Source organism: Actinomadura sp. NPDC048394 (assembly GCF_040651755.1).
GTDB classification, from domain to species: domain Bacteria; phylum Actinomycetota; class Actinomycetes; order Streptosporangiales; family Streptosporangiaceae; genus Spirillospora; species Spirillospora montaniterrae.
In genome coordinates this window covers 79,613-101,335 of sequence record NZ_JBEZJL010000037.1, presented here as the reverse complement: position 1 = coordinate 101,335, position 21,723 = coordinate 79,613, and the positions used below count along the sequence as shown (strand labels likewise).

Below are 21,723 nucleotides of genomic sequence, written 5' to 3'. Positions count from 1 at the left end.
AGGACCTTCAGCAAGCCCTATCCTCCCAGTTCAGGAGCACTTTTCTCATGTCAACGACCAGCCGGAATCAATCCGCCATGAAAGCGCGAGGTTAGCCGAGGCCGGTCTCGTCCGGTCCGGTGTGGGTGACGTGGGCGTGAACAGATGAGGGAAGGGCGTTTCCGGTGACGGTGCGCCAGAGGTCGTGCAGGGTTTCGACGCCCAGTTGCCGGGTGAGGCGCTGGAGAATGTAGGGCGCGGGCCCGGTGGCGGGGTGGGGATAGTCGTCGAAGAGGGCGACGCACCGGATCGTCCATTCGAGGGCTTGGCGAGGGGCGCCGCGGTCTGCGGCGAGCAGCCCGAGCTGCCCGTAGCCGCGGGCCATGCCGGGCCGGTCACGGAGTTCTTCTTTGATGGCGACGGATTGCCGGTACAAGTGTTCGGCCTGGTCCAGGTCTCCCTGGTCCTGGGCGGTGGTGCCGAGCTGGTGGTAGGCGGACGCCATGCTGAGTCGGTCATGAAGTTCTTCGGCGATGGCGAGCGACTGCCGGTACCAGCGCTCCGCCTGCTCGAAATCGCCGCGGTCCTGAGCGACCCGGCCGAGCTGATGGTAACTGCGCAGCATTCCGGGCCGGTCGCGCAGCTCTTCGCGGATGGCGAGCGATTCCCGGTACCGGTCTTCGGCCTGTTCCAGATCCCCGTGCTCCTGGGCGATGATGCCGAGCTGATGGTAGCTGGACGCCATTCCGGGCAGGTCGCGGACTTCTTCGAGGATCGCGAGGGACTTCTGGTACCAGTGCTCAGCCTGCTCGAAATCCCTCCGGTCCTGAGCGGCCCTGCCGAGCTGGTGGTAACTGCGGGCCATTCCGGGCCGGTCGCGAAGTTCCTCCAGGATGGCGAGGGCCTGCCGGTACCAGTGCTCGGCCTGCTCCAGATCGCCCCGATGCTGGGCGGTGATCCCGAGCTGGTGGTAGGCGAAGGCCGTGCGGGGCCGGTCCTGCATTTGTTCGAGGATGGTGAGGGACTTCCGGTACCAGTGCTCGGACTGGTCCAGGTCACCCCGCAGTTGCGCGACCATGCCGAGATGGTGCTGGAAGACGGCGGTGTCGATACGTGTGTGGTCAGTGTCGGGGAGTTGCTCGTAGGCGCGTAAGAGGGTGCGGTTGACGGTTTCGGCTTCGGTGAGCTGACCGAGGATCTGGTGGCGGGTGGCTTGGCCGTCCATGAGAAACGCCCACAGATTGCCGGCCGCGGTGTCGAGCGGGGGCGGGGTTCCGGGCGGGTCTTCGAGGACGTCCACCGCGCGGTCGACCCATGCCCGCGCCTCCTCGTACAGTCCCCGCAGGTCCCAGTAGCCGCTCAGGCATCGAGCGATGATCGTGGCGTGGCCCCACTGTTGTTGGGTGAGGGCGTGGCCGAGCATGCCGGACAGATTGCGGCGATGCAGCTCGGTCACGGTCACCGCGTCCTGCGCGTTCTCGCTGTTCCACTGCCCGCTCAGCCACCGGGCGAGAACGGTATAGGCGTCCAGCAGGGCCCGTTTCGCGGCGGCGTGCTCGGCGTCGAAACCGTCAGGGTCGAGCCGGCGCCAATGCGCGGCCAGATAGGACGGCAGCGCCGGGTGCAGGCGGTACACACCCATGCCGAGTTCCGACAGCAGGCCCACCCGGTGAGCCCGGTCCAGCATCGCCTGCCATTGGTCGGTTGAGAGCCCGCGAAACCGCTCCGGACACTCGGCAGATTGCGACATCGCGTCGAGGGCGACGCTGTCGGTGGTCGCGTGGAAGAGAGCGAGGGCGGTGATGGCCTGCCGGTCGCGGTCGGGGAGGTGCGCGAAGGAATAGGTGATGCTGGCCGCCAGGCTGTTGGCCCGGTCGCCCTCATCACCCGCAGGCAACGGCTCGATCCCCTTGAGCGCATTCAGGAGATGCTCCGGCGCCGTGCCGTCAAGGCGGGGAAGGATCAGGCGCATGCTGAGCGGATGCCCGTCCAGCCATTGCACCAATTCCTCGAACGCCCGCCGCCCGCGCTTGGCCCGCGTGCCCGGATACGGCGCGAGGAGCTGATCGGTGTAGAGGACGGCCTCGTCCCGGTTCAGCCCGCCGACGTCGATACGGCGGATCCGGGAGCCGAGCCATTCCTCGGGGCCACGGCTGGTGATCACGATCGCCGAGCGGCTCCGGGCGGCTACCCGATGCAGGAAATCACGCAGCTCGCCGGCCTCGTCCTCGTCCAGCGGCGGGGTGGCGCCGGTGGGGTCGGGCATGGAGCGGGCGGTTTCGAAGTTGTCCCACAGCCACAGCACCCGATAGTCGGCCAGGAACTGCTCGATCGTCCTGCGGCGCTCCAATGGGGTCAGGGCGGCGAAATCGGTGCCGAATACCCGCAGGCCGAGGCTGGTCACCAGGCCGTCCAGGCCGAATGAGGAAACGCCCGGTTCGAAGGAATCCCAGAACACCAGATCTGGCCGGTCGACCCCGCCGGTGTCGCGCCACCACCGCCCGAACGCCTTGGCCAGTTCCGTCTTCCCCGTCCCACCGGGACCGTGCAGGACGACGACGTGCTGAAGGCGCGCCGCCGTGTCCAGGGTGAACAGCAGACCGTCCCGGCCGACGAATTTCCCGTCCGCACCCAGCCCATCGCCGTCCGGGGACTCGTCGTGAATCCGAGCGCGGACCTCGGCCAGCATGGCCGCCTGGGATGCCGGCTGCGGCCGTTCGGTGACGAGGCCGGGAAAGGAGATGTCCCGGCGCATGTAATGGACGGGGACCATCCAGTCGTCCAGCGGCAACCGTCCTTTCGGGCTGGGACGGAGGTTGGCGACGTGCAGGTGCCGGCGTGCTCTGGTGACGGCGTCGCCGACGCTGTCACCGGAGAAGAGACGCTCATAGAACACGGCCATGAATTCGGCGGCGGCGACGGCGTAGACGCTGTAGGCCATGGCGACCACCGAGGCGGTGCCTTCGCGCAGGAGCCGCGTCGCGACCGCGGCCTCCACCTCGCTGCCGAGTTGCGCCGACTGGCAGGCGTTCAGCACGACGACGGGAACCCGCCCGGCGGCCAGGACGACCGCGACGCGCTCGGCCGCGACGAGGTCGGCGCCGCCTTCGGGTTTCTCGAACGCCAGCATTCCCCGCTCGCCCGCGGCCCCGTATTTCGCGGAGCCGTGTCCGGCCGGCAGGGAGGGCTCGCGGGCGAAGACGCCATGGCCGTCGAAATGCACGACCTGGAACGGCTCCCCGCGATCCACCGCGTCCTGAAGGACCGACTCGAATCGGCTGAGAGTGGGCGGCCGCAGAACGGTCAGCTCGACCGTGCCGCGGACGGACTCCAACCGTTCCAGCAGGGGCCGGGCGACCATCTGGTAACCCACGTCGGCCGTGCCGTCGGGCCGGGACAGGACCATCAGCACCCGCAGCCGCGATCCCGCCGGATCAGCGGGTTCGAAGGACTCGGTCAGGTCCGCGGACGGCATGGTCCGGATCAGCGGGACGCCTTCCAGCGCCAGCGGAGTCGGACGGCCCGGATCGCGCATCAATTCCCATGGCAGGCCGAGAAACCGTGCCGAAGCCGATTGGAGGACGATCTCCACGTCCCTGCGGCTCCTGGCCGCCACGTACGCCTCGCGGGCCGGGCCGGACTCTCCGAGCAACGCGGTGAACAAATCGCCGCCCCAGGCTGCCAAGCGGTCCCGGATGGCCGCGCCACGCTCCTCATAGACCGCGAAGGGGGCGGTCAGGTAGTCCTCCAGATACCAGCGCAGGTCCTCGAGAGCCGCATCGTCCAGCGGCCACGGCATTTCCCGGGAAGTGACGACCTGGCTCGCGAACTCCTCCCCCGCCAACCGGACCTGCACCGAGACGCGGCCGTCGGCGTCGACGGACACCAGGAGCCGGCTCCTACGGCGACCATCGCGCACATCGCACCCCGTTATCGCTCCCGGCCGTCCCGCGACGAGATCCGCGGCGGGATCCGCAGCGGGATCCGCGGCCGGCGCGAGATCTATCGCGCCGACCGGGCTCCAGCGTCACCTCGCAGAATAGACACTCCTATTCCTCGGAATCCGCCGAACGGCTTCCGGACGCCTGCCGTTCGGCCTGCCGCCGGAACAGTTCCTCGACGGCGCTCGGCAGGGTCGTCTCGAAGTCGATCAGTTTCGCCCAGGTCGGGGTGATGACGACGCGGACCATGCCGTCGTGGTAGAGCGAACGCACCCCCGCCTCCCATTCGACGCGTTGCTCGGCCGTCATCTGGTAGGTGCCGCTCGACTCGAGGTATTCGTCCGGGATGCCGTCGGTGACGTCGAGCTCGGCCCGGCCGCGGATGAGCAGCATCTTGGGCGGGTGCACCTCGGTGTCGATCGTCAGGGCGACCGCCGGGTTCTCGCGGAGGTGGGCGAGCTTCGGGGCGTTCTTCGCGGTGCATATGACGATCTCGGCGCCGTTCCAGCTGAACCCGACGGGGACGTTCCGCGGCGTGCCGTCCTTGGCGACGTACGCGAGGCGCGTCAGGTCGCGGGCCAGCAGCTCCCGGCTCAGCGGGCGGTTCAGGATCTCGGTGGTCTCGTCCGGTGTGGTCATTGCAGGTCTCCTTCTAGCTCTGGACGGGGAGGTCGTAGAAGCGGCGGGCGCTGGAGCCGATGCGGTTCAGGTCGGTGCCGTAGATGTGCAGGGAGACGGCGGTCTCGTCGCCGATGTTGCGGACGCGGTGGACGTCGCCGGGCGGGGCGAAGGCGCTGACGTCGCCGGTCAGGTTCGCGTTGTGGCCGGCCTCGATCAGGGACGTGCCGTCGTCGGAGAGGGTGTACAGGTCCTCGTGCTCGACGCCGGTCAGGACGCCGAACACGCACCAGGTCACGTGGTCGTGGACGCGGGTCAGCGCGCCGGGCCGCCAGGCGATCGCGACCATCGAGAACGAGCCGTCCGGCTCCACGTGCAGGCGGTGGCTGCTGTACGTGCCGCGCTCGCCGGCGAGCTGGTCCGCGGTGAGCAGGGCGGGCGAGGGCAGGTGCTCGCGGAGCGCGTCCCCCACGTACGACGCGGTGTCGCGCCAGCCGGCGTCGCGGGCGACGGCCGCGCGGACCGCGATGACCAGTTCGTCCAGCTCCGCTGCGGGGCGCGCGGTTAGGGTGTTCATGGTGCCTCCCTGTCGGGTGTGCTTCCAGCGTCCGCCCCGAGGGGATCCGCGGTCATCCGTGCCGGCCGCAGAGCACCACGGATGCCACCACGGAAAGGGGACACGGGTGGCGGAGCGGATCTCCGAGCGGGAGGCCGAGGTGCTGGCCGCGCTCGGCGCGCGGCTGTCCAACGCGCAGATCGCGAACCGGCTGCACATCTCCGTGCGCACGGTGGAGAGCCACGTGTCGTCGCTGCTGCGCAAGTACGGCATGGCCGACCGGTGGGCGCTGGCGGAGCTGGCCCGCGCCGGGGAGCGGGAGCCGGGCCGGGTGGCCGGGCTGCCGGTGTCCGGGACGACGTTCGTGGGCCGGGCGGCCGAGCGCGCCGCCGTGCTGGCCGCGGTCGAGCAGGCCCGGCTGGTGACGCTGCTGGGCCCGGGCGGGGTGGGCAAGACGCGGCTGGCGGCGGTGGCGGCAGAGGAGGCCGTGGCGCTGTTCCCGTCCGGCGGGGCCTTCGTGGATCTGGTGCCCGTGCGCGACGGGTTCGTGGCGCGCGCGGTCGCGACGACGCTCGGGGTGACCGAGGGCTCGCATCAGCCGTTGGAGGAGGCGGTCGCGGCGCGGCTCGGCACCGGGCGGTCGCTGCTGGTGCTGGACAACTGCGAGCACGTGATCGACGAGGCCGCCGCGTTCGCCGAGCGGATCCTGGCCGCCTGCCCGGGCACCCGCGTCCTCGTGACCAGCCGGGAACGTCTCGGCATCCCGGGCGAGCGCAGCGTGCCGATCGCGCCGCTGCCGCTGGGTTCGGACGCCGAGCGGCTGTTCCGCGACCGGGCGCTCGCCGCGGACCCGGAGTTCGTGGCCGACCCCGCGGTGGTCGCGGACCTGTGCGCGCGGCTGGACGGCATGCCGCTGGCGATCGAGCTGGCCGCGGCCCGGGGCGCGTCGCTGGGCCCCACGGGACTGCTCGCGGCGCTCGACGACGCGCTGCGGCTGCTGTCCGGCGTACGCGGCGGCGACGAGCGGCACCGTTCGCTGCGCGCGGTCCTGTCGTGGAGCTATGACCTGCTCGACGAGGAGGAGCAGGCGCTGTTCCGGCGGCTCGGGGTGTTCGTCGGGGCCTTCGACCTGGACGCCGCGACCGCCGTCGGCGGGGACCGCGCGGGCGTCGCGGACCTGCTCGGCCGGCTGGTCGACAAGAGCCTCGTGGTGCACGTCCGCGGGCGGGTCAGCCGGTGGCGGCTGCTGGAGACCGTCCGCGCGTTCGCGCTGGCGCAGATGTCGGCCGCGGGCGAGGAGGACAAGACCCGGGCGCACCACCTCCGGTGGGCCGCCGGCGCGGCGTCCGCCACGGAGGCCAGGATCGGCGACTCCACCTGGCGCGAGGACTTCGACGCGATGGCCGCGGACCTGCGCGCCGCGCTCGCGGCGGCCGGCGGCCCGGGCGAGGTGACGCACCGGCTGGCGAGCGCGCTGGCGCACCTGACCTACGCGCGCCGCCACCTGCTGGAGTCCTACGCCCACCACCGGACGGCTGCCGCGGTCGCGCCGGACGCGGCGTCGGCGGCACGCGACCTGCGCGCCGGAGCCGGGTGCGCGCACGTCAGCACCACGTCCAACCAGCACGTCTACGAGTTTCTGCTGGAGGCGGCCGAACAGGCGGCGCGGGCCGGCGACGACCGCGGCCGCGCGATCGACCTGGCCCGCGCGGTCGAGACGGCCTGCCGGTACCCCGAGGCGTTCGAGACCGGCGTCCCGTACGAGCGTCTGCGCGGCCTCCTCGACGAGGCGGTCTCGGCCGCACCCGCCGATGACCCGAAGGTCGCGGCGCACCTGGCGGTCGCCCGCGCGTGGCTGGCCGGCCCGGTGAAGGGCGCACCCGACCCCGCCCTCGCCGCCACCGCCCTCGCCACGACCAGGGCGGCCGCGGACCCGGTGCTGGTCAGCTCCGGCCTGTGCGCCGCCGGGACCGCCGCCCTGCACGCCGGACGGCTGCGCGAGGCCGACCGCGTCACCCGCGAACGCCTCGCGCTGCTGCCGTCCATGGACCGCGACGACCCGTACTGCGCACCGGAGATCTGCAACACCTACGGACGCGCCTGCATCTACGCGATCATGACCGGCGACCTGCCCGGCGCGATGGCCGCCGCCCGCGCCGGCATCGATGACGACCTGCTGCGCGACACCCACATCACGGCCAGCCGCCTCGTCCAGCCGCTCGCGCTGACCGGCCGCTTCCACGACGCGATCGAGCACGCCGAGCGGATGCTGGACCAGTGGGAACGCGCCGGACGCCCCGCCCCGCTCTGGATGCTGCCGGCCGTGAGCCTGACGGTGCTGGCCAGCGCGATGCTGGACGAGCCGGAGCCCACGGCGGTGGCGCGGTGGCGGGCGCACGCCGCGGAGATGGCCGGCGGCACGCTCGGCACGGCACCGGTCGCGGCGTTCGTCGACGCCCGCCTCGCCCTCCACGACGAGCGGTACGGCACGGCCGAACCCCTCGTACGCAGGGCCTTCACCGTCGACGCCCCGCTGGACAACTACCTCGCCTACGCGCGGGCGGCGGGCGCGGAGCTGGCCGTGGCCGCCGACCTGCCCGACGCGGCGGACCTGCTGGCGGCCGCCGCCCCGCTCGCCGAAGAGAACGCCTGGGCGGCGGCCTGCCTGGCCCGTGCCCGCGGGCGCCTCCACGACGACCGCGCCGAACTCGCCCGCGCCCTCACGGCGTTCCAACGCCTGGACGCACAGGCCGAAAGCGCCCACACCCGAGCCCTCCTGGCGCATCGGTAACCGCCCGGCCGTGTGCCGCGTGGAGCGGAAACGGGCGGAGGTCACGGCTCATCGGGGGTCGAGGGGACGGAACTCCGGGGGCCTCTTCTCCAGGTAGCTGGTGACGCCCTCGGCCGCGTCGGGCTGGTTGAAGGAGGCGACCATCAGGTCGTCGGCTTCGGTGACGGCGGTGGCGAAGTCGGTGTCGAGGGCCCGCATCACCTGCCGTTTGATGACGCTCATCGAGGTGGGCGAGCAGTAGGCGGCCAGTTCGGTGGCGTAGCCGACGGCGGCGTCCAGCAGCGCGTCGGGTTCGACGACCCTGTCGACCAACCCGAGCGCCCAGGCCTCCTCGCCCTTGACGATGCGGCCCGACAGCAGCAGGTCGAGGGCGCGGCTGGTGCCGACGAGGCGCGGGAGCAGCCAGGCGATCCCGTACTCGGCGATCAGGCCGCGGCGGGCGAACGCGGTGGTGAGCTTGGCGTCCGGGGTGCTGAAGCGGATGTCGCAGTAGAGCGCCTCGACGAGGCCGAGCCCCGCGGCGGCGCCGTTGATCGCGGCGATCATGGGTTTGCGGACGGTCAGCGGGAAGGTCCGCGGCCGGGCCCGCTCGACCGGCCCGACCTCGCCGGCGGTGCTGACCTCCTGGAGGGCGTCGAGGTCCGCGCCACCGCAGAAGCCGCGTCCGGCGCCGGTCACCACGATCGCGCGGACGCCGGGGTCGGCTTCGGCGTCGTCGAGCAGCGCGAAGTAGCGCTCCTCCAGCTCGTCGTTCCAGGCGTTGAGGCGCTCGGGCCGGTTCAGCGTGAGGAGCAGCACGGGCCCGCGCCGCTCCGCGAGGACCGTCTCATGCGTGTTCGGGGGCATCTTCGTTTCCTGTCGTCATGCTCGTCGCCGATCGCGAGGGTCGAGGGGGAGCCTTCCCCGTGTCAGGCACCGGCAGGGGTGCGGTGCTTGCGGAGTTCTTGCAGGGCGATGGCGCGCTTGTGGACCTCGTCGGGGCCGTCGGCGATGCGGAGGGTGCGCAGCTGCGCCCAGGCGTTGGCGAGCGGGAAGTCGTCGGTGACGCCGCCTCCGCCGTGCACCTGGATGGCCCGGTCGACGATCTTCAGCGCCATGTCCGGCGCGGCGACCTTGATCGCGGCGATCTCGGTGCGGGCGGCCTTGTTCCCGGCGGTGTCCATCATCCAGGCGGCCTTCAACGTGAGCAGCCGGGTCCGCTCGATGTCGATGCGGGCCTCGGCGATCCAGTCGCGGATGTTGGCGCTGTCGCTCAGCCGGTGCCCGAACGCGACCCGCTCGTCCGCCCGCCGGCACATCAGCTCCAGGGCGCGTTCGGCGACGCCGATCGCGCGCATGCAGTGGTGGATCCGGCCAGGGCCGAGCCGCGCCTGGCTGATCGCGAAGCCCTCGCCCTCGCCCTTCAGGACGTCGCTCGCCGACACCCGCACGTCCTCGAACAGGATCTCGGCGTGGCCTTCGCGGTCCATGTACCCGAACACCGGGAGGCTGCGGACGATCGTGATCCCCGGCGCGTCGATCGGGACGACCATCATCGACTGCTGCCGGTGCGGCGGGGCGTCCGGGTCGGTCTTGCCCATGACGATGAGCACCCGGCAGTTCTTGTGCATGGCGTTGGACGCGAACCATTTGCGGCCGTTGAGGACGTAGTGGTCGCCGTCGCGCTCCATCCGCAGCTCGATGTTGGTCGCGTCGGAGCTGGCGACGCCGGGCTCGGTCATCGCGAACGCCGAGCGGATCGTCCCGTCCAGCAACGGCCGCAGGTACTTCTCCTTGTGCTCGTCGCTGCCGAACAGCGTGAGCACCTCCATGTTCCCGGTGTCGGGGGCGGCGCAGTTGGTGGCCTCCGGCGCCAGGTGGGCGCTGCGGCCCATGATCTCCGCCAGCGGCGCGTACTCCAGGTTGGTCAGGCCCGGGCCCCACTCTGGGTGCGGGTGGAACAGGTTCCACAGGCCGCGCCGGCGCGCCTCGGCCTTCAGCTCCTCGACGATCCGCGGCTGGTGGTGCGGGTCCCCCGCCGCGCGCATCTGCTCCTCGTACACGGCCTCCGCCGGGTAGACGTGCTCGTCCATGAACTCCAGCAGGTCGGCGCGGTACCGCTTCGTGCGGTCGGAGAAGTCGAACGGCTCCACGGCGGGGCTCCCCTCCAGGTGACGTGCCGCCATGTCTACTTGAATCTGCCTTCAAGTTCAAGTGCGGTCCGGTACGCCGGCGCTGCTAGCCTTCGACCGACGAGTGCGCGACCGGACAGAGGCGAAGACCGGCAGTGGTTCCCGAAGAGACCGATCCCGGACGCAGGACCGGCGGCGAGCGGCAGGCCCGGATCACGCCGCGCAGCAAGCGCGGCGTGCGGACCAGGAACGCACTGATCCAGGCCGCGCGGGAGGTGTTCGAGCGCGACGGCTACCTCGACGCCCGCATCACCGACATCTCCAAGGCCGCCGGCGCCGCGGCCGGGTCCTTCTACACCTACTTCAACGACAAGGAAGAGATCTTCGCCGCGCTGGTCGAGCAGGTGCAGGAGGAGATGCTCCACCCCCACCTGCGCGAACGGACCGGCGTCAGCGACCCGCGCGGCGTCATCGAGGCCGCCAACCGCGAGTACCTGCAGATGTACCGGCGCAACGCCCGCCTCATGGCGCTGTTCGAGCAGGTCGCCCAGATCAACGAGAACTTCCACCGGCTCCGCCTCGAACGCGGCACCGCCTTCGCCGAGCGCAACGCCAAGATGATCCAGGAGCTCCAGGAGCGCGGGCAGGCCGACGCGTCCATCGACCCCCTGGTCACCGCGTACGCCCTGTCGGCCATGGTCAGCCGGATGGCGTACATGGTCTTCGTCGCCGGGCTGCCCATCGCCTTCGACGAGCTGGTGGAGACGCTGAACACGCTGTGGGTCAACGCGCTGCGCCTGGACCCCGCGGCCTGACGTCCACACCTGACGTCCACACCCGGACGGCCGTGGATCCGCGCCCGCACCACCTGAAACCCGTGCCCATGACGCGTAGATCCGCGCCCGCGGATACATGGACTTGAGTTCGAATTCAAGTATTGTCCTGCCCCGCCCGGCGCTGTTTCATGACGGCACCCGGCGCGCCGCACCGGGAGGCCTCACGGCCACCGCCCACCCCCACAGCCCGGACGGCCCCCGCCGTCGTGCCATGGGCTGCGCGGGCCCACCCCCAAGGAGAGACATGCGCCACTCGGGCAGGAAACCGACGCCCTGGCGACGGCTGGCGGTGGCGGCCGCCGCCGTCATCGCCGCGGCCGCCCCGGGCCTCGCCGTCCCGGGCACCGCCCAGGCCCGGCAGCAGTCCGCGCCCGCCGCACGGCCGGGGGACCTGATCAGCGCGGAGCCGTCGCTGTTCCGGGTGATGCCCGGCATCCCGACGCTCACCAAGGCGTGGAAGGTCCTCTACCGCTCCACGGACGTCAACGGGAACCCCGACGAGGTCTCCGGGACCGTCATCGTCCCGGACGACGGCCGTACCGGCACCCGCCCGCTGCTCACCTACGCGGTCGGGACGGTGGGCATGGGCGACCAGTGCGCGCCCTCGGCCAACTTCCCCAAGGGCACCAACGTCGAGGCGAGCGAGATCAACGCCGCTCTCCAGCGCGGCTGGGCCGTCGCCGTCACCGACTACCAGGGCCTCGGCACCCCCGGCGACCACACCTACCTCGTCGGCCGGCCCGAGGGCACCGCGGTGCTGGACGCCGCCCGTGCCGCGCAGCGGCTGCCCGAGGCGCGGCACGCGGGCGTCACCGCGGACTCCCCCGTCGCCGTCATGGGCTATTCCCAGGGCGGGCACGCCAGCGCGTGGGCCGCCGAGCTCGCCCGCACCTACGCTCCCGACCTGCGCATCAAGGGCATCGCGAGCGGCGGCGTCCCCGCCGACGAGCTCAAGGGAGCGGCTGGCGGCGGAGGCGTCGTCGGCCTGGAGCTGATGGTGGCCATCGGCCACGACGCCGCCTACCCCGAGCTCGACCTCGACGGCTACCTCAACGACGAAGGCCGCGCCGTCGTCACCAAGCTGCGCGGCGGCTGCGTCCTCGACAACGCCCTCGCCACCTTCGGCAAGTCCCTCGACGAGCTGACCGTGCGCGACCCGCTCGCTTCTCCCGACTGGCAGGCGCGCCTGGCCGCCGACCGGCTCGGCACCCGCGCGCCCGGCTACCCGGTGTACCTGTACCACGGCACCGCCGACGAGATCGTCTCCTACGACCTCGGACAGCAGCTCCGCTCGGACTGGTGCTCGCGCGGCAACGTCGTCCAGTGGCAGTCCATCCCGCTGGCGAACCACGCCGCCGCGGCCGTCGCCGGCGGCACCCCCGCCCTCGACTGGCTCGCCGCCCGCATCGCGGGACAGCCCGCGCAGGGCAACTGCGGCTGACCGTCCCGGTACGCCCGAACCGCCGCTGACCGGTCACCGGCCGGTCAGCGGCGCTCGCGGTCGCGGCGTTAGGCGTGGACGCCGGCGCGGGAGATGGGCATGTACGTCGGGGCGGCGTCGGTGGTCAGGAACGTCCGGACCAGTGCACGCACCGCCTCGGGGTGCTCCATCAGCAGCAGGTGGCTGGCGTTCGGCAGGACGGCGAGTTCGGCGGTGGGCAGCGCCCGGTAGAGCGCCACCGTGTGGTCGAGCGTGACGAGGTCGTCGTCCCCGGCGAGGACGAGGGTCCGGGCCGTCACCGCGCGCAGGTCGGACGGGTCCGGGGCCGGCTCGGTCGCGGCCGCGTCCGCGATCTTGCGGACGACGACCGGGAAGTGGTCGCGGCCGTCCGGGGACACCTCGGCGTAGGCGTCGACGATCGGGGCGGGCAGCGGCCCCTCCGCCGACGGCTTGAAGATCATTCCGTCGAGGTCATAGGCCGTGCTGATCAGGACGAGGCGTTCGACGAGGTCGGGGCGGAGCATCGCGGTGCGCAGCGCCACGCTGCCGCCGGCGCTGTAGCCGACCAGGCGGGCCGGGCCGCCGACCACCCGGTCCAGGAACGCGATGGTGTCGCGCGCCATGGCGTCAATGGTGATCGGGCCGGGCGCGTCGGGGGTGCGGCCGTGGCCGCGCCGGTCGGGCAGGTAGACGCGGAAGGCGCCGGCGAGGCCGTCGAGGTTGCCGGTGAAGCAGCGGCCGTCGGTCATCCCGCCGTGCAGCAGGACCACCGGGTCGCCCGCGCCGCGCTCGTCATGCCACATGTGAACGATGTCGGTCATGCACTACATACGGGACGGCGGCTCCGGAGTCATCGGCAGGCCGAACAGCGGGAACAGCGAGGGGTCGAGATACGTGGTCAGGGCGCCGATCAGCCCGTCCCGGGGCTCGATGACGACCAGGCCGAACGCCCGCCCGTCCCGGTACTGCGCGACGGCGGGCGAGCCGTTGGCCGCCGTGCGGACGAGCCGGTCATCGGCGCACGTCCCGCCCGCGCCGAGCAGCGCGGCGCGGATCGCGTCCCGGCCGGCGAGCCACCAGGCGAACGGCGGCATCGACATGGTGGCGTCCCGGTGCAGCAGCGCCACCAGGCCGTCGACGTCGTAGGAGGTGAACGCCTTGACGTACCGGTCGAGGAGGTCCTCGTCGATCTCGCCGCCCGCGCCGGTCGTGCCCATCGTGCTCGTCGCGCGCCGGTCGGACATCGTCGCGCGGGCGCGCTGCAGGGCGCTGTTGACCGCCGCCGGGCTGCTGCCGAGCAGCGCGGCGGTCTCGTCCGCCGACCAGGCGAGCACCTCGCGCAGGATGAGGACGGCCCGCTGGCGCGGCGGCAGGGCCTGCAGCGCGGCGACGAACGCGAGCCTGACCGTCTCGCGCTGGACGGCGAGGTCGGCCGGGTCGGCCGGGTCGGCCGGGCCGCCGCCGGACGGCAGCACGAGCCGGTCGGGGACGGGCCACACGAACGCGCCGGGGTCCAGCGGCGCGCCGAGGGAGCCCCCGGTGGACGCCGGGCCGAGGTCCATCGCGAGCGCGCGCCGCTGGACGGCGCGGGCCATGTCGAGGCACACGTTGGTGGCGATCCGGTACAGCCAGGTGCGCAGGGCGGCCCGGCCCTCGTCGAACCGGCCGGCGTTCTTCCAGGCGCGGACGAAGGTCTCCTGGACGGCGTCCTCGGCCTCGGCGGCGGAGGCGAGCATCCGGTAGCAGTGGGCGGTCAGCTCGATCCGGTGCGCCTCCAGCCGGTCCTCGAACCCCATCCGGCCACACTAGCCGCGCCCTCCGCGCGAGGGTGCCGCTCCGGCCGCGGTCAGGGACCGGCCCCGGCCGGAGCGGTTCCGCCCTTCTCCGGCGGCCCGGCGCGGCCCGCCTGATGGACCACGATCGCCGTTTCCACCGACGGGTAGATCGGGATGATCCGGGTGAAGCCGGTGTTCCGCAGGACGTGCCGGACGTGCTGGTTCACCGCCGCGACGGCGAGCGTGCCGGCACGCCGGCCCTGGTCGTCCGCCCGCGCCTGCCCGTCCGCCCGCGCCTGTCCGTCCGCCCGCGCCTGTCCGTCGGCTCGCGCCTGTCCGTCGGCCCGGGGCGTCTGGCCGTCGGCCCTCGCCCGATCGCCGGCGCTCGCCCGGCCGCCTCGATCGTCCGGTCCTGGCTGCCGCGACGGTCGCAGCAGGCGGTGGACGCCGGCCAGCACGCTGAGGCCGTTCGAATCGACGAACCCGACGTGCGAGAAGTCCAGGATGAGGTGGTCGGCGCCGTCACCGATCAGGGCGGCCAGGTGACCGCGCAACTGGGCCGCCGAGGCGACGTCCAGATCCCCGGCCAGGGTGACGACGGCCAGGCCGGAGCTCGCCGGCTGGAAACGGCTTTCCACTATCAAGCCCATGGCCCGCACCCCCCGAGGTCAGCGCGAGGCGAGGCGCCGCAGGGCGTGGGCGACGGTGGGGCTGACGCCGATGTGCTGGTCCAGGCCGGTGCGGGCCAGGATCCTGCGGCACACCTCGGGCGGCCTGGCCACGACCATGTCTCCGCGCTGGGACCGGGCCGCCTTCCATATGGCGATCAGGGCGTTCAGGCCGGAGGAGTCGCAGAAGCTCACCCGGTCCAGGTCGAGGACGAGCCGCGGCCGGGCGAACGGCGCCGCCGCCGAGGCGGCCCGTTCGCGCAGCACGTCGGCGGTCAGCACGTCGATCTCGCCGTGGACGTGCAGGACCGCGCAGGACGCGGCGTACTCGGTATGGATTCGCAACCGGCCTTGGGGTGCTCCCTCGAGGGAAGCGGCCATCTGCGTCATCCCGTCTCACCTCCATGTTGACCGGCTGTGTACCCGCCCGTAGCCGGAGCACTCGCGATCTATGGAGAGAAGCACCACGTGTGATCTACGAAACCCTGTAGTGATCGGGGTAGATTTTCGAAGCGACAGCGGGTACTGTTCCTGCTATCGAGAACAGATGAGTCCATGAGAAGCGGCAGCGGACGAGCTGCCGGACGTATGGATGAAGACCGGCCGGGGCGAGCCGGGGCCAGCGCAGTGCAAGGGGCTCCGGCGCCGGCCGGGACCGGCGGCCCGCGGGGCCGCCGGGAGCAGCACAAGGAAACACGCAGTACAGGTAGTCACGCAGTACAGGTAGTGATGTCGAGGAAAGGAGGGTTCGACGCCATCGGGATCGCCCGCAGCAGGCTCCAGTCACGCCGCGCGGGTACCGCAGCTCCACGGATTGGACGGTGGTCTACGGTCACGCATACGCGATCCCCGCGTCCCCGCCCTCGTCTGGGCGGCAGGCGCGGAAGACCGGTTCGTCAGAGCCGGTAGATGGTGTTGTACCTCTGGGCCCCGGCGCCGCAGTCTGGCGCCGGGGCCCCTGTTGTCGTCGCTGCCCCTCCGAGGCAGTACGGAAGGTTCAGTGAAAGCACCCGAGCCGGCCAGGGCCGGCGACCAGCAGGACCGGCACGACCCGCAGGACGAGAACGACCCGCAGGGCGAGAACGACCCGCAGGACGCCGGCGGGCTCCAGGACAAGTTCGACGACGAGGACTACCCCGCCTACAGCATGGGCCGCGCGGCCGAGATGCTGGGCGTCACCCCGGCGTTCCTCCGCAGCCTGGACACCGCCCGCCTGATCGTCCCGCAGCGTTCCGCCGGCGGGCACCGCCGCTACTCCCGCTACCAGCTGCGCGTGGCGCGGCGCGCCCGCGACCTGGTGGACCAGGGCACCGCCCTGGACGCGGCCTGCCGCATCATCATCCTCGAAGACCAGCTCGCCGAAGCCCAGCGCATCAACGCCCGGCTGCGGCAGGAGCGCGCCCCCCGGCAGAACTCCGAGTAGCACGCCCCGCCGCGGGCCGGCCTCGTCCCGGCTAGTCCGCGGTCCGGCGCTGCGGGCCGGCTCCCTCGGGGACCTCCTTGTGAAGGTGCGGGATGTAGACGAGCTTCTGCGTCCGGCCGTCGAGCAAGGTCGACTCGACGAGCTCCAGGTCGAGCTCGGCCCCGCCGTGCAGCAGGGCCGCCTCGCCGGCGCGGCCCGAGACGGCGGGGAACACGAGGACCTCGAGGCGGTCGACGAGGCCGGCGGCGAGCAGGGCGCGGTTCAGCGAGATGCTGCCGTGCGAGCGCATCGGGACGTCCGTGGTGCGCTTCAGCCGCTCGATCGCCGTCACCGCGTCCTCGTCGAGGACGGTCGAGTTCCGCCAGCCGAGCGGCTCCTCCAGCGTGCCGGAGAACACGATCTTCGGCAGCTCGGTCAGGCGGTCGAAGTAGGGCTCGTCGAACACGTCCACGAACTCGCGGAACTGCCGGAACGTCGTCGCGCCGAAGACGAGCACCTGGTCCTGCGCGAAGGTGCGCACCCGGTCCTCGCGGACCTCGGGGCCCTCCTTCCCCCAGTATCCGGGCCAGCCGTTGGCCATGCCGTAGCCGTCCAGGCTGCAGAAGAAGTCGACGGTGAAGGTGGTGCTCATGGTGGCGCTCCTGTCCCTCGCGCCGCCCCGGGTGGGCGGCCTTCACCTCCTCTACGAACACGACCGCCCCGATCCGACACACCGCCGCGGACGATTATGGGAGAGGCGCCGGAGCGTATTGCGCCGTGGGCATGCCGGGGCGGACGACCAGTTCGGTGCCGGGCTCGCCGGTGCGCAGGATCTGCTCGATGGCCGCGGCGACCTCGTCGGCCGCGAGCATGGGGATGCCCGCGGCGTGGAAGCGGTCGCGGGCGCCGGCGGTGAGCGGGGTGTCGACGAGGCCGGGGCACACGGCGCCGAGGCGGATCCCCTCCCGCGACAGCGGGACGGACAGGGCGCGGACCAGGCCGATGACGGCGTGCTTGGTCATGGTGTAGATCGGGTCCTGCTCGACGCCCTGGAGCGCGGCGAGCGAGGCGGTGACCACGATGGACCCGCCGCCGTTCCGGCGCATGACCGGGAGCGCGGCGCGCAGCCCGTAGACGACCGAGTGCTGGTTGACGCCGACGACCGCCTGGTACCGGCCGAGGTCCAGGGTGGCCGGGTCCTTGTCCGCGGAGTTGGTGCCCGCGTTGAGGACGAGCACGTCCAGCCGGTCGCCCGCGGCCGCGACGGCTCGCACCGAGGTCTCGGGGTCGGTCAGGTCGCCGACCACCGCGTCCCCGCCGAGGGCGGTGGCGACGCGTTCGACCTGGGGGTTGCGGTCCACCAGGACGCAGCGCGTCCCGGACGCCGCGAGCCGCCGGGCCGCCGCCTCGCCGATGCCGCCGGCCGCACCGGTGACGACGGCGGTCCGCCCGAGGCCACCGGTCGGGCCGGTTCCGGTCGGGCTGGGGCGAGCGCTCATGAGGTGTATCCGCTCGACTCGGCCAGGTCGGCGGCGTCCTTCATCAGGTCGAGCACGATGGGACCGAACGCGAGCAGCTTCTCGTCGTCGCCCGCGCGCTGGTAGCCCTGCTCCAGCACCACGCCCAGCTTCCATTTGGCGAGGACGAGGTAGTAGTCGATGTCGTCGACCTGGCGGCCGGACACCTCGGCGTAGTGCGCGAGGAGCCGGTCGCGCGACGGCATCCCGCGCAGGTCGACGTAGCTGGCCTCGGACGCCTCGGGGGCGCCGGTGTCCTCCGGCCAGCTCTGGATCATCCAGGCGAGGTCGAGCTTGGGGTCGCCGACGGTGCCCATCTCCCAGTCGACGATGGCCGCCAGCCGAGCGGGCGCGCCGTCGCGGAACATCACGTTGGCGAACTGGTAGTCGCCGTGCATGATGCCGGGGACGTAGTCGAGGGGGCGGTGGGCGCGCAGCCACGCGGCGGCGACGTCGAAGCCGGGGAGTTCGCGGCCCTTGATCCGGTCGAGGAAGCGCGTCCAGCGGTCGACCTGGCGCTCGTGGAAGCCGTCGGGGCGACCGAGGTCGTGCAGGCCCTTCGCCTTCCAGTCGACCCGGGACAGCAGCGCGATGCCCTCGGCGAGCTGGTAGCCGAGGCCGGCGCGGGCCTCCAGGTCGGTGTCGAAGGGGGCGGGCCAGCTCGTCCGGCCCATGGGGGACCAACCGTCGACGAACCCCATGAGGTAGAAGGGGCGGCCGAGCACCGAGGCGTCCTCGCACACGGCGATCGCCCTGGTGTGCGGGACGTCGGTGCCGTCCAGCGCCTCGACGATGCGCCATTCCCGCAGGATGCCCTTGTCGCGGTCCGGGGGCGCCTCCGGCGGCGGGATCCGGATGACGCAGCGCTCGCCGCCCCGGACGACCTCGTGGATCTCGTTCTGCGTTCCGCCGGACAGCAGCCGGTGCTCGACCGGGGCGCCCGTGCCGGGCAGCCCGGCGCCGTCCATCCAGGCGGCGAGCCGTTCGAAGTCGATCACTGGTACTCCACCTCGGTGTCGGTGCGGCCGGCGGGCGCGCGTCCCGGGTTCCGTCCCATTGCGCCCTCCTCTCGAGAGTGAGAATATCATTCTTGCAACAGAGAATACTATTCTGATCTTGGACGGTGGGCACCCGTGCAGCTCGGCGACCAGTTCCACCTCGGCATCGTCACCGCCGGCCTCACCGCGACGATGGACGCGCTGACCTCGGTGTTCGGCTGCGAATGGGGCCCGGAGGTCGGCGGGCCGACCACCGTGCGGCTGCCGTCCGGGGACGCCGTGCTCGACCTGCGCTGCGCCTTCTCGACGTCCGTACCGCGGCTCGAACTCGTCCGGTCCATCCCGGGGACGCTGTGGGAGCCGGCCCCTGGCGGCATCCATCACGTCGGCTTCTGGTCCGACGACGTGGCCGCGGACACCGCGGAGCTGGCGCGCAACGGCTACGTGCTCGAGGCGAGCAGGAACGGCCCCGACGGACGGCCGTTCTTCACCTTCCAGCGCAGCGCGACGGGGTTCCGCATCGAGCTGATCAGCACGGCCGCGCGCGCCGGCCTGGAGCAGTGCTGGGCGTCCCCGGCCCAGCGGACGGCCCCGGCCCAGCGGACGGCGGAGAGCGATCGTCCGTGACCCCTGGGGGCGGGACGGAAAGGATGGTGTGATGACCGAACCACATGAGGTGCGCACCCCGGCCGAACTGTTCGACCTGTCGGGAAAGGTCGCGCTCGTCACGGGCGGCAGCCGCGGGCTGGGCCGCGCGATCGTGCTCGGCTACGCCGCCGCCGGCGCGGACGTGGTGATCGCCAGCCGGAAGCTCGACGCCTGCGCGGCGGTGGCGCGGGAAGTGGAGGCGCTCGGCCGCGAGGCGCTGCCGATCGCCTGCCATGTCGGGCACTGGGACGAGCTGGACGCGCTCGCGGAGCGCTCGTACGAGCATTTCGGCCGGATCGACGTCCTGGTCAACAACGCGGGAATGTCGCCGCTGGCGCCGTCGTCGGCGCAGACGAGCGAGGAGCTGTTCGACAAGGTCGTCGCCGTCAACTTCAAGGGGCCGTTCCGGCTGTCGGCGGTCGTCGCCGAGCGGATGGCGGCGGCGGACGGCGGCTCGGTCATCAGCGTCTCCAGCACCGGCGCGCTGCGGCCGTCGCCGACCTTCGGCCCGTACGCCGGGTCCAAGGCCGCGCTCAACGCGATCAGCGTCGCCTTCGCGCAGGAGTTCGCCCCCAAGGTGCGCTTCAACGTCATCTCGCCCGGCGGGTTCTATACCGACATCTCCAAGGAATGGGCCGTCCCGGGCCGCGACGAGCCCGGCCAGCTCCTACGACGCTTCGGCTATGCGAACGAGATCGTCACCGCGGCGCTGTACTACGCGAGCGACGCGTCTTCGTACACGACGGGCTCCCTACTCAGGGTCGATGGCCTTGGCCCCGTCTGACCCGCGGCGGTGATCGCGTGGACGAGAATCCGGCGTCCGGCCGGGTGGGCGACGTCGCGAGCCGGATCGCGCAACGATCCCTCGCCAAGCGCGGCGCCGGCTACGCCGACGAGGTGCGGCGCCTGCTGGACGCGGCCCTCGACGTCATGAAGCAGCGCGGCACGACATCGCGTCCGCGCGTCGCCGACATCGTGACCGCGGCCGGACTGTCGAACGACGCGTTCTACCGGCACTTCCCCTCGAAGGACGCGCTGGTCGCGGCCCTTCTCGAAGACGGAACGGAGCGCCTTTACAGCTATGTCGCGCACCAGATGGGAAAGGAGCCGGCGCCGGAGGGAAAGGTGCACCGCTGGGTTCGGAGCGTGCTCTCCCAGGCTCACGCGGAAAGCGCCGCGACCACGCGGGCGGTGCTGTGGAACGCGGGCGCGGTGAGCGAGATCATCGGCTCCGCACCGCCGGTTCCGAGCGACCGTCTCGCCGAACTGCTGCGCGAACCGCTGCGCGAACTCGGCAGCGCCGATCCCGCCTTCGACGCGTCGCTGGCCGCCTATACGGCCTTCGGCAAGCTCGGAAGTTACGTGTGGAGCGAGACCCAGCCCACGGACCACGACATCGAGCGCATCACGGCCTTCTGCCTCCGCGCGCTCACGCCTCCCAATGCTCAGTCCACGGTCAGCAAGGCATAGAGGAAATAGAAGAACACGCCGAACGACAGCGCCGCCATCATGGCGAACTGCACGCACGCTCCGCGCCGCCGCCCGGCCAGCGACACCACGATGCCGGCGATCGGCGAGAGCAGCGCACCGCCGATCGCCAGGATCAACAGAATCCTGCCGACCCAATCCCAGAACGAATCGACATAGACATCGCCGTCGAAGAGCGCCGAGCCCGCCCAGAACGCGATGGGGAAGGCCAGCCACCAAGCGGTCAGACCAACGATGAGCCGTGACGTGACCCGTCCGCCGGACGGAACGCCGGCCAGAGCGGGATCATCAGGCACCATGCCCCCGATCCTAAGCGCGACGGCGCTATGGCTTTCCAGGCGTATCGGACCGCGAAGAGCGGCGCGGAAGTACCATTGGCCGCCATGCGAAAGCGGCTGATCGCCTTGGTGGCGGCCCCATGGCTGGTGGCGGGATGCGGCGCGGCGAATTCGGCGGTGCACGGATACCACCGGTACACCGATCCCAGCGTGGCGATGGAGCCGACCATCCATGCGGGCCGGACGTTCGACGCGCGTCCCGTCGACCACGGGGACTACCGGCCGAAGCGCGGCGACGTCGTCGTTTTCACGATGCCGTCCTGGCTGAACGGGCGCGACACGGCGCAGGTCAAACGGGTCGTGGCGATCCCGGGCGACCGGATCGCCTGCTGCTCCGGCGATGGGCGGGTCGTTCTGAACGGCACTCCGATTTCGGAGCCGTACCTCGCGCCGGACGCCCGCGAAACGCCTTTCGGACCGGTCTCCGTACCGGCGGGCCGGCTCTGGCTGATGGGCGACAACCGCGGGTCGTCAGCGGACTCCCGCGTCCATCTCGGCGACGGCGGCAACGGCACCGTGCCGGCGACCGCCGTCATCGGCGTCGCCGTGCTCAAGTAGCCCGACGTTTCGCACCGGGATGAATCAGTGGCGCCCCGCCCCCGCCGGACGTGATCAT

The 21,723-nt window shown here is 72.1% G+C and carries 21 protein-coding genes; 8 read left to right on the top strand and 13 right to left on the bottom strand.

Annotated elements, in window-relative coordinates:
* Nucleotides 1-91 precede the first annotated feature (91 nt).
* From AB0C78_RS26745 to AB0C78_RS26735, 3 genes are all read right to left on the bottom strand, one after another.
* Complete coding sequence (locus AB0C78_RS26745; protein ID WP_360752719.1) at nt 92-3,865, bottom strand: tetratricopeptide repeat protein; 3,774 nt, start codon at nt 3,863-3,865, stop codon at nt 92-94.
* Nucleotides 3,866-4,028: 163 nt separating this feature from the next.
* The gene (locus tag AB0C78_RS26740; RefSeq protein ID WP_360752717.1) at nt 4,029-4,559 is read right to left on the bottom strand and encodes a pyridoxamine 5'-phosphate oxidase family protein; all 531 of its coding nucleotides are present in this window, start codon (nt 4,557-4,559) and stop codon (nt 4,029-4,031) included.
* A gap of 13 nt (nt 4,560-4,572) precedes the next feature.
* Nucleotides 4,573-5,115, bottom strand: a complete 543-nt coding sequence (locus AB0C78_RS26735) for a cysteine dioxygenase family protein (RefSeq protein WP_360752715.1) — start codon at nt 5,113-5,115, stop codon at nt 4,573-4,575.
* 106 nt (nt 5,116-5,221) lie between these two features.
* On the opposite strand from AB0C78_RS26735, the gene AB0C78_RS26730 reads away from it, so the two are divergent.
* On the top strand, nt 5,222-7,885 hold the full coding sequence (locus AB0C78_RS26730) for a LuxR C-terminal-related transcriptional regulator (protein ID WP_360752713.1): 2,664 nt from the start codon (nt 5,222-5,224) through the stop codon (nt 7,883-7,885).
* Nucleotides 7,886-7,933: 48 nt separating this feature from the next.
* On the opposite strand, the gene AB0C78_RS26725 is transcribed toward AB0C78_RS26730, so the two are convergent.
* Both AB0C78_RS26725 and AB0C78_RS26720 read right to left on the bottom strand, forming a co-directional pair.
* Nucleotides 7,934-8,731, bottom strand: a complete 798-nt coding sequence (locus AB0C78_RS26725) for an enoyl-CoA hydratase-related protein (protein WP_360752711.1) — start codon at nt 8,729-8,731, stop codon at nt 7,934-7,936.
* 62 nt (nt 8,732-8,793) lie between these two features.
* Nucleotides 8,794-10,050, bottom strand: coding sequence for an acyl-CoA dehydrogenase family protein (locus AB0C78_RS26720; RefSeq protein ID WP_360752708.1), 1,257 nt, complete (start codon nt 10,048-10,050; stop codon nt 8,794-8,796).
* A gap of 101 nt (nt 10,051-10,151) precedes the next feature.
* On the opposite strand from AB0C78_RS26720, the gene AB0C78_RS26715 reads away from it, so the two are divergent.
* The gene (locus AB0C78_RS26715; protein WP_360752706.1) at nt 10,152-10,811 is read left to right on the top strand and encodes a TetR/AcrR family transcriptional regulator; all 660 of its coding nucleotides are present in this window, start codon (nt 10,152-10,154) and stop codon (nt 10,809-10,811) included.
* 265 nt (nt 10,812-11,076) lie between these two features.
* Complete coding sequence (locus AB0C78_RS26710) at nt 11,077-12,273, top strand: lipase family protein (RefSeq protein WP_360752703.1); 1,197 nt, start codon at nt 11,077-11,079, stop codon at nt 12,271-12,273.
* Between the two features lie 68 nt (nt 12,274-12,341).
* Here the strand turns inward: AB0C78_RS26710 and AB0C78_RS26705 are convergent, their stop codons facing one another.
* Genes AB0C78_RS26705 through AB0C78_RS26690 form a run of 4 tightly spaced genes read right to left on the bottom strand, consistent with a single transcriptional unit; the run spans nt 12,342 to nt 15,106 of the window.
* Nucleotides 12,342-13,094 carry an alpha/beta hydrolase gene (locus tag AB0C78_RS26705; RefSeq protein ID WP_360752701.1) on the bottom strand — a complete coding sequence of 251 codons (753 nt, stop codon included), beginning with the start codon at nt 13,092-13,094 and terminating at the stop codon, nt 12,342-12,344.
* Nucleotides 13,095-13,097: 3 nt separating this feature from the next.
* Nucleotides 13,098-14,069 (bottom strand): sigma-70 family RNA polymerase sigma factor, encoded by a 972-nt coding sequence (locus AB0C78_RS26700; RefSeq protein ID WP_360752699.1) that lies wholly within the window; start codon nt 14,067-14,069, stop codon nt 13,098-13,100.
* Nucleotides 14,070-14,119: 50 nt separating this feature from the next.
* Entirely contained in the window at nt 14,120-14,698 is a 579-nt protein-coding gene (locus tag AB0C78_RS26695; RefSeq protein WP_360752697.1) for an STAS domain-containing protein, read from the bottom strand.
* A gap of 18 nt (nt 14,699-14,716) precedes the next feature.
* Nucleotides 14,717-15,106, bottom strand: a complete 390-nt coding sequence (locus AB0C78_RS26690) for an STAS domain-containing protein (protein WP_360752695.1) — start codon at nt 15,104-15,106, stop codon at nt 14,717-14,719.
* Between the two features lie 610 nt (nt 15,107-15,716).
* Here AB0C78_RS26690 and AB0C78_RS26685 point away from each other — a divergent pair.
* Nucleotides 15,717-16,139 (top strand): MerR family transcriptional regulator, encoded by a 423-nt coding sequence (locus AB0C78_RS26685; RefSeq protein ID WP_360752692.1) that lies wholly within the window; start codon nt 15,717-15,719, stop codon nt 16,137-16,139.
* Nucleotides 16,140-16,170: 31 nt separating this feature from the next.
* Here AB0C78_RS26685 and AB0C78_RS26680 read toward each other — a convergent pair whose 3' ends face one another.
* The 3 genes from AB0C78_RS26680 to AB0C78_RS26670 all read right to left on the bottom strand — a co-directional run bounded on the left by AB0C78_RS26680 (nt 16,171) and on the right by AB0C78_RS26670 (nt 18,633).
* On the bottom strand, nt 16,171-16,770 hold the full coding sequence (locus AB0C78_RS26680) for a dihydrofolate reductase family protein (protein ID WP_360752689.1): 600 nt from the start codon (nt 16,768-16,770) through the stop codon (nt 16,171-16,173).
* Nucleotides 16,771-16,864: 94 nt separating this feature from the next.
* Nucleotides 16,865-17,617: an SDR family NAD(P)-dependent oxidoreductase gene (locus AB0C78_RS26675; RefSeq protein ID WP_360752686.1), complete on the bottom strand. Its 753-nt coding sequence runs from the start codon at nt 17,615-17,617 to the stop codon at nt 16,865-16,867.
* Nucleotides 17,614-18,633: a phosphotransferase family protein gene (locus AB0C78_RS26670; RefSeq protein WP_360752683.1), complete on the bottom strand. Its 1,020-nt coding sequence runs from the start codon at nt 18,631-18,633 to the stop codon at nt 17,614-17,616. The genes AB0C78_RS26675 and AB0C78_RS26670 overlap by 4 nt, the downstream gene beginning before the upstream one ends.
* A 135-nt stretch (nt 18,634-18,768) precedes the next feature.
* Here AB0C78_RS26670 and AB0C78_RS26665 point away from each other — a divergent pair, with 135 nt between their 5' ends.
* The 3 genes from AB0C78_RS26665 to AB0C78_RS26655 are packed head-to-tail and all read left to right on the top strand — an operon-like array spanning nt 18,769 to nt 20,751.
* Entirely contained in the window at nt 18,769-19,260 is a 492-nt protein-coding gene (locus AB0C78_RS26665; RefSeq protein ID WP_360752680.1) for a VOC family protein, read from the top strand.
* A gap of 31 nt (nt 19,261-19,291) precedes the next feature.
* Nucleotides 19,292-20,065 carry an SDR family NAD(P)-dependent oxidoreductase gene (locus AB0C78_RS26660; RefSeq protein WP_360752678.1) on the top strand — a complete coding sequence of 258 codons (774 nt, stop codon included), beginning with the start codon at nt 19,292-19,294 and terminating at the stop codon, nt 20,063-20,065.
* A 17-nt stretch (nt 20,066-20,082) separates the two neighbouring features.
* The gene (locus tag AB0C78_RS26655; RefSeq protein ID WP_360752675.1) at nt 20,083-20,751 is read left to right on the top strand and encodes a TetR/AcrR family transcriptional regulator; all 669 of its coding nucleotides are present in this window, start codon (nt 20,083-20,085) and stop codon (nt 20,749-20,751) included.
* Here AB0C78_RS26655 and AB0C78_RS26650 read toward each other — a convergent pair.
* Entirely contained in the window at nt 20,727-21,068 is a 342-nt protein-coding gene (locus AB0C78_RS26650) for a hypothetical protein (protein ID WP_360752673.1), read from the bottom strand. The two genes, AB0C78_RS26655 and AB0C78_RS26650, sit on opposite strands and share 25 nt — an antisense overlap.
* A gap of 84 nt (nt 21,069-21,152) precedes the next feature.
* On the opposite strand from AB0C78_RS26650, the gene lepB reads away from it, so the two are divergent.
* Nucleotides 21,153-21,665 (top strand): signal peptidase I, encoded by a 513-nt coding sequence (gene lepB, locus AB0C78_RS26645; RefSeq protein ID WP_360752670.1) that lies wholly within the window; start codon nt 21,153-21,155, stop codon nt 21,663-21,665.
* Nucleotides 21,666-21,723: the final 58 nt, after the last annotated feature.

What these genes read in the sequence shown, in the direction of transcription:
- AB0C78_RS26680 (WP_360752689.1), bottom strand. Translation starts at nt 16,770, where the DNA reads ATGAGCACCACCTTCACCGTCGACTTCTTCTGCAGCCTGGACGGCTAC.
- AB0C78_RS26720 (WP_360752708.1), bottom strand. Translation starts at nt 10,050, where the DNA reads ATGGCGGCACGTCACCTGGAGGGGAGCCCCGCCGTGGAGCCGTTCGAC.
- lepB (WP_360752670.1), top strand. Translation starts at nt 21,153, where the DNA reads ATGCGAAAGCGGCTGATCGCCTTGGTGGCGGCCCCATGGCTGGTGGCG.
- AB0C78_RS26660 (WP_360752678.1), top strand. Translation starts at nt 19,292, where the DNA reads ATGACCGAACCACATGAGGTGCGCACCCCGGCCGAACTGTTCGACCTG.
- AB0C78_RS26735 (WP_360752715.1), bottom strand. Translation starts at nt 5,115, where the DNA reads ATGAACACCCTAACCGCGCGCCCCGCAGCGGAGCTGGACGAACTGGTC.
- AB0C78_RS26705 (WP_360752701.1), bottom strand. Translation starts at nt 13,094, where the DNA reads ATGACCGACATCGTTCACATGTGGCATGACGAGCGCGGCGCGGGCGAC.
- AB0C78_RS26650 (WP_360752673.1), bottom strand. Translation starts at nt 21,068, where the DNA reads ATGGTGCCTGATGATCCCGCTCTGGCCGGCGTTCCGTCCGGCGGACGG.
- AB0C78_RS26675 (WP_360752686.1), bottom strand. Translation starts at nt 17,617, where the DNA reads ATGAGCGCTCGCCCCAGCCCGACCGGAACCGGCCCGACCGGTGGCCTC.
- AB0C78_RS26740 (WP_360752717.1), bottom strand. Translation starts at nt 4,559, where the DNA reads ATGACCACACCGGACGAGACCACCGAGATCCTGAACCGCCCGCTGAGC.
- AB0C78_RS26690 (WP_360752695.1), bottom strand. Translation starts at nt 15,106, where the DNA reads ATGACGCAGATGGCCGCTTCCCTCGAGGGAGCACCCCAAGGCCGGTTG.
- AB0C78_RS26700 (WP_360752699.1), bottom strand. Translation starts at nt 14,069, where the DNA reads ATGGGGTTCGAGGACCGGCTGGAGGCGCACCGGATCGAGCTGACCGCC.
- AB0C78_RS26710 (WP_360752703.1), top strand. Translation starts at nt 11,077, where the DNA reads ATGCGCCACTCGGGCAGGAAACCGACGCCCTGGCGACGGCTGGCGGTG.
- AB0C78_RS26725 (WP_360752711.1), bottom strand. Translation starts at nt 8,731, where the DNA reads ATGCCCCCGAACACGCATGAGACGGTCCTCGCGGAGCGGCGCGGGCCC.
- AB0C78_RS26695 (WP_360752697.1), bottom strand. Translation starts at nt 14,698, where the DNA reads ATGGGCTTGATAGTGGAAAGCCGTTTCCAGCCGGCGAGCTCCGGCCTG.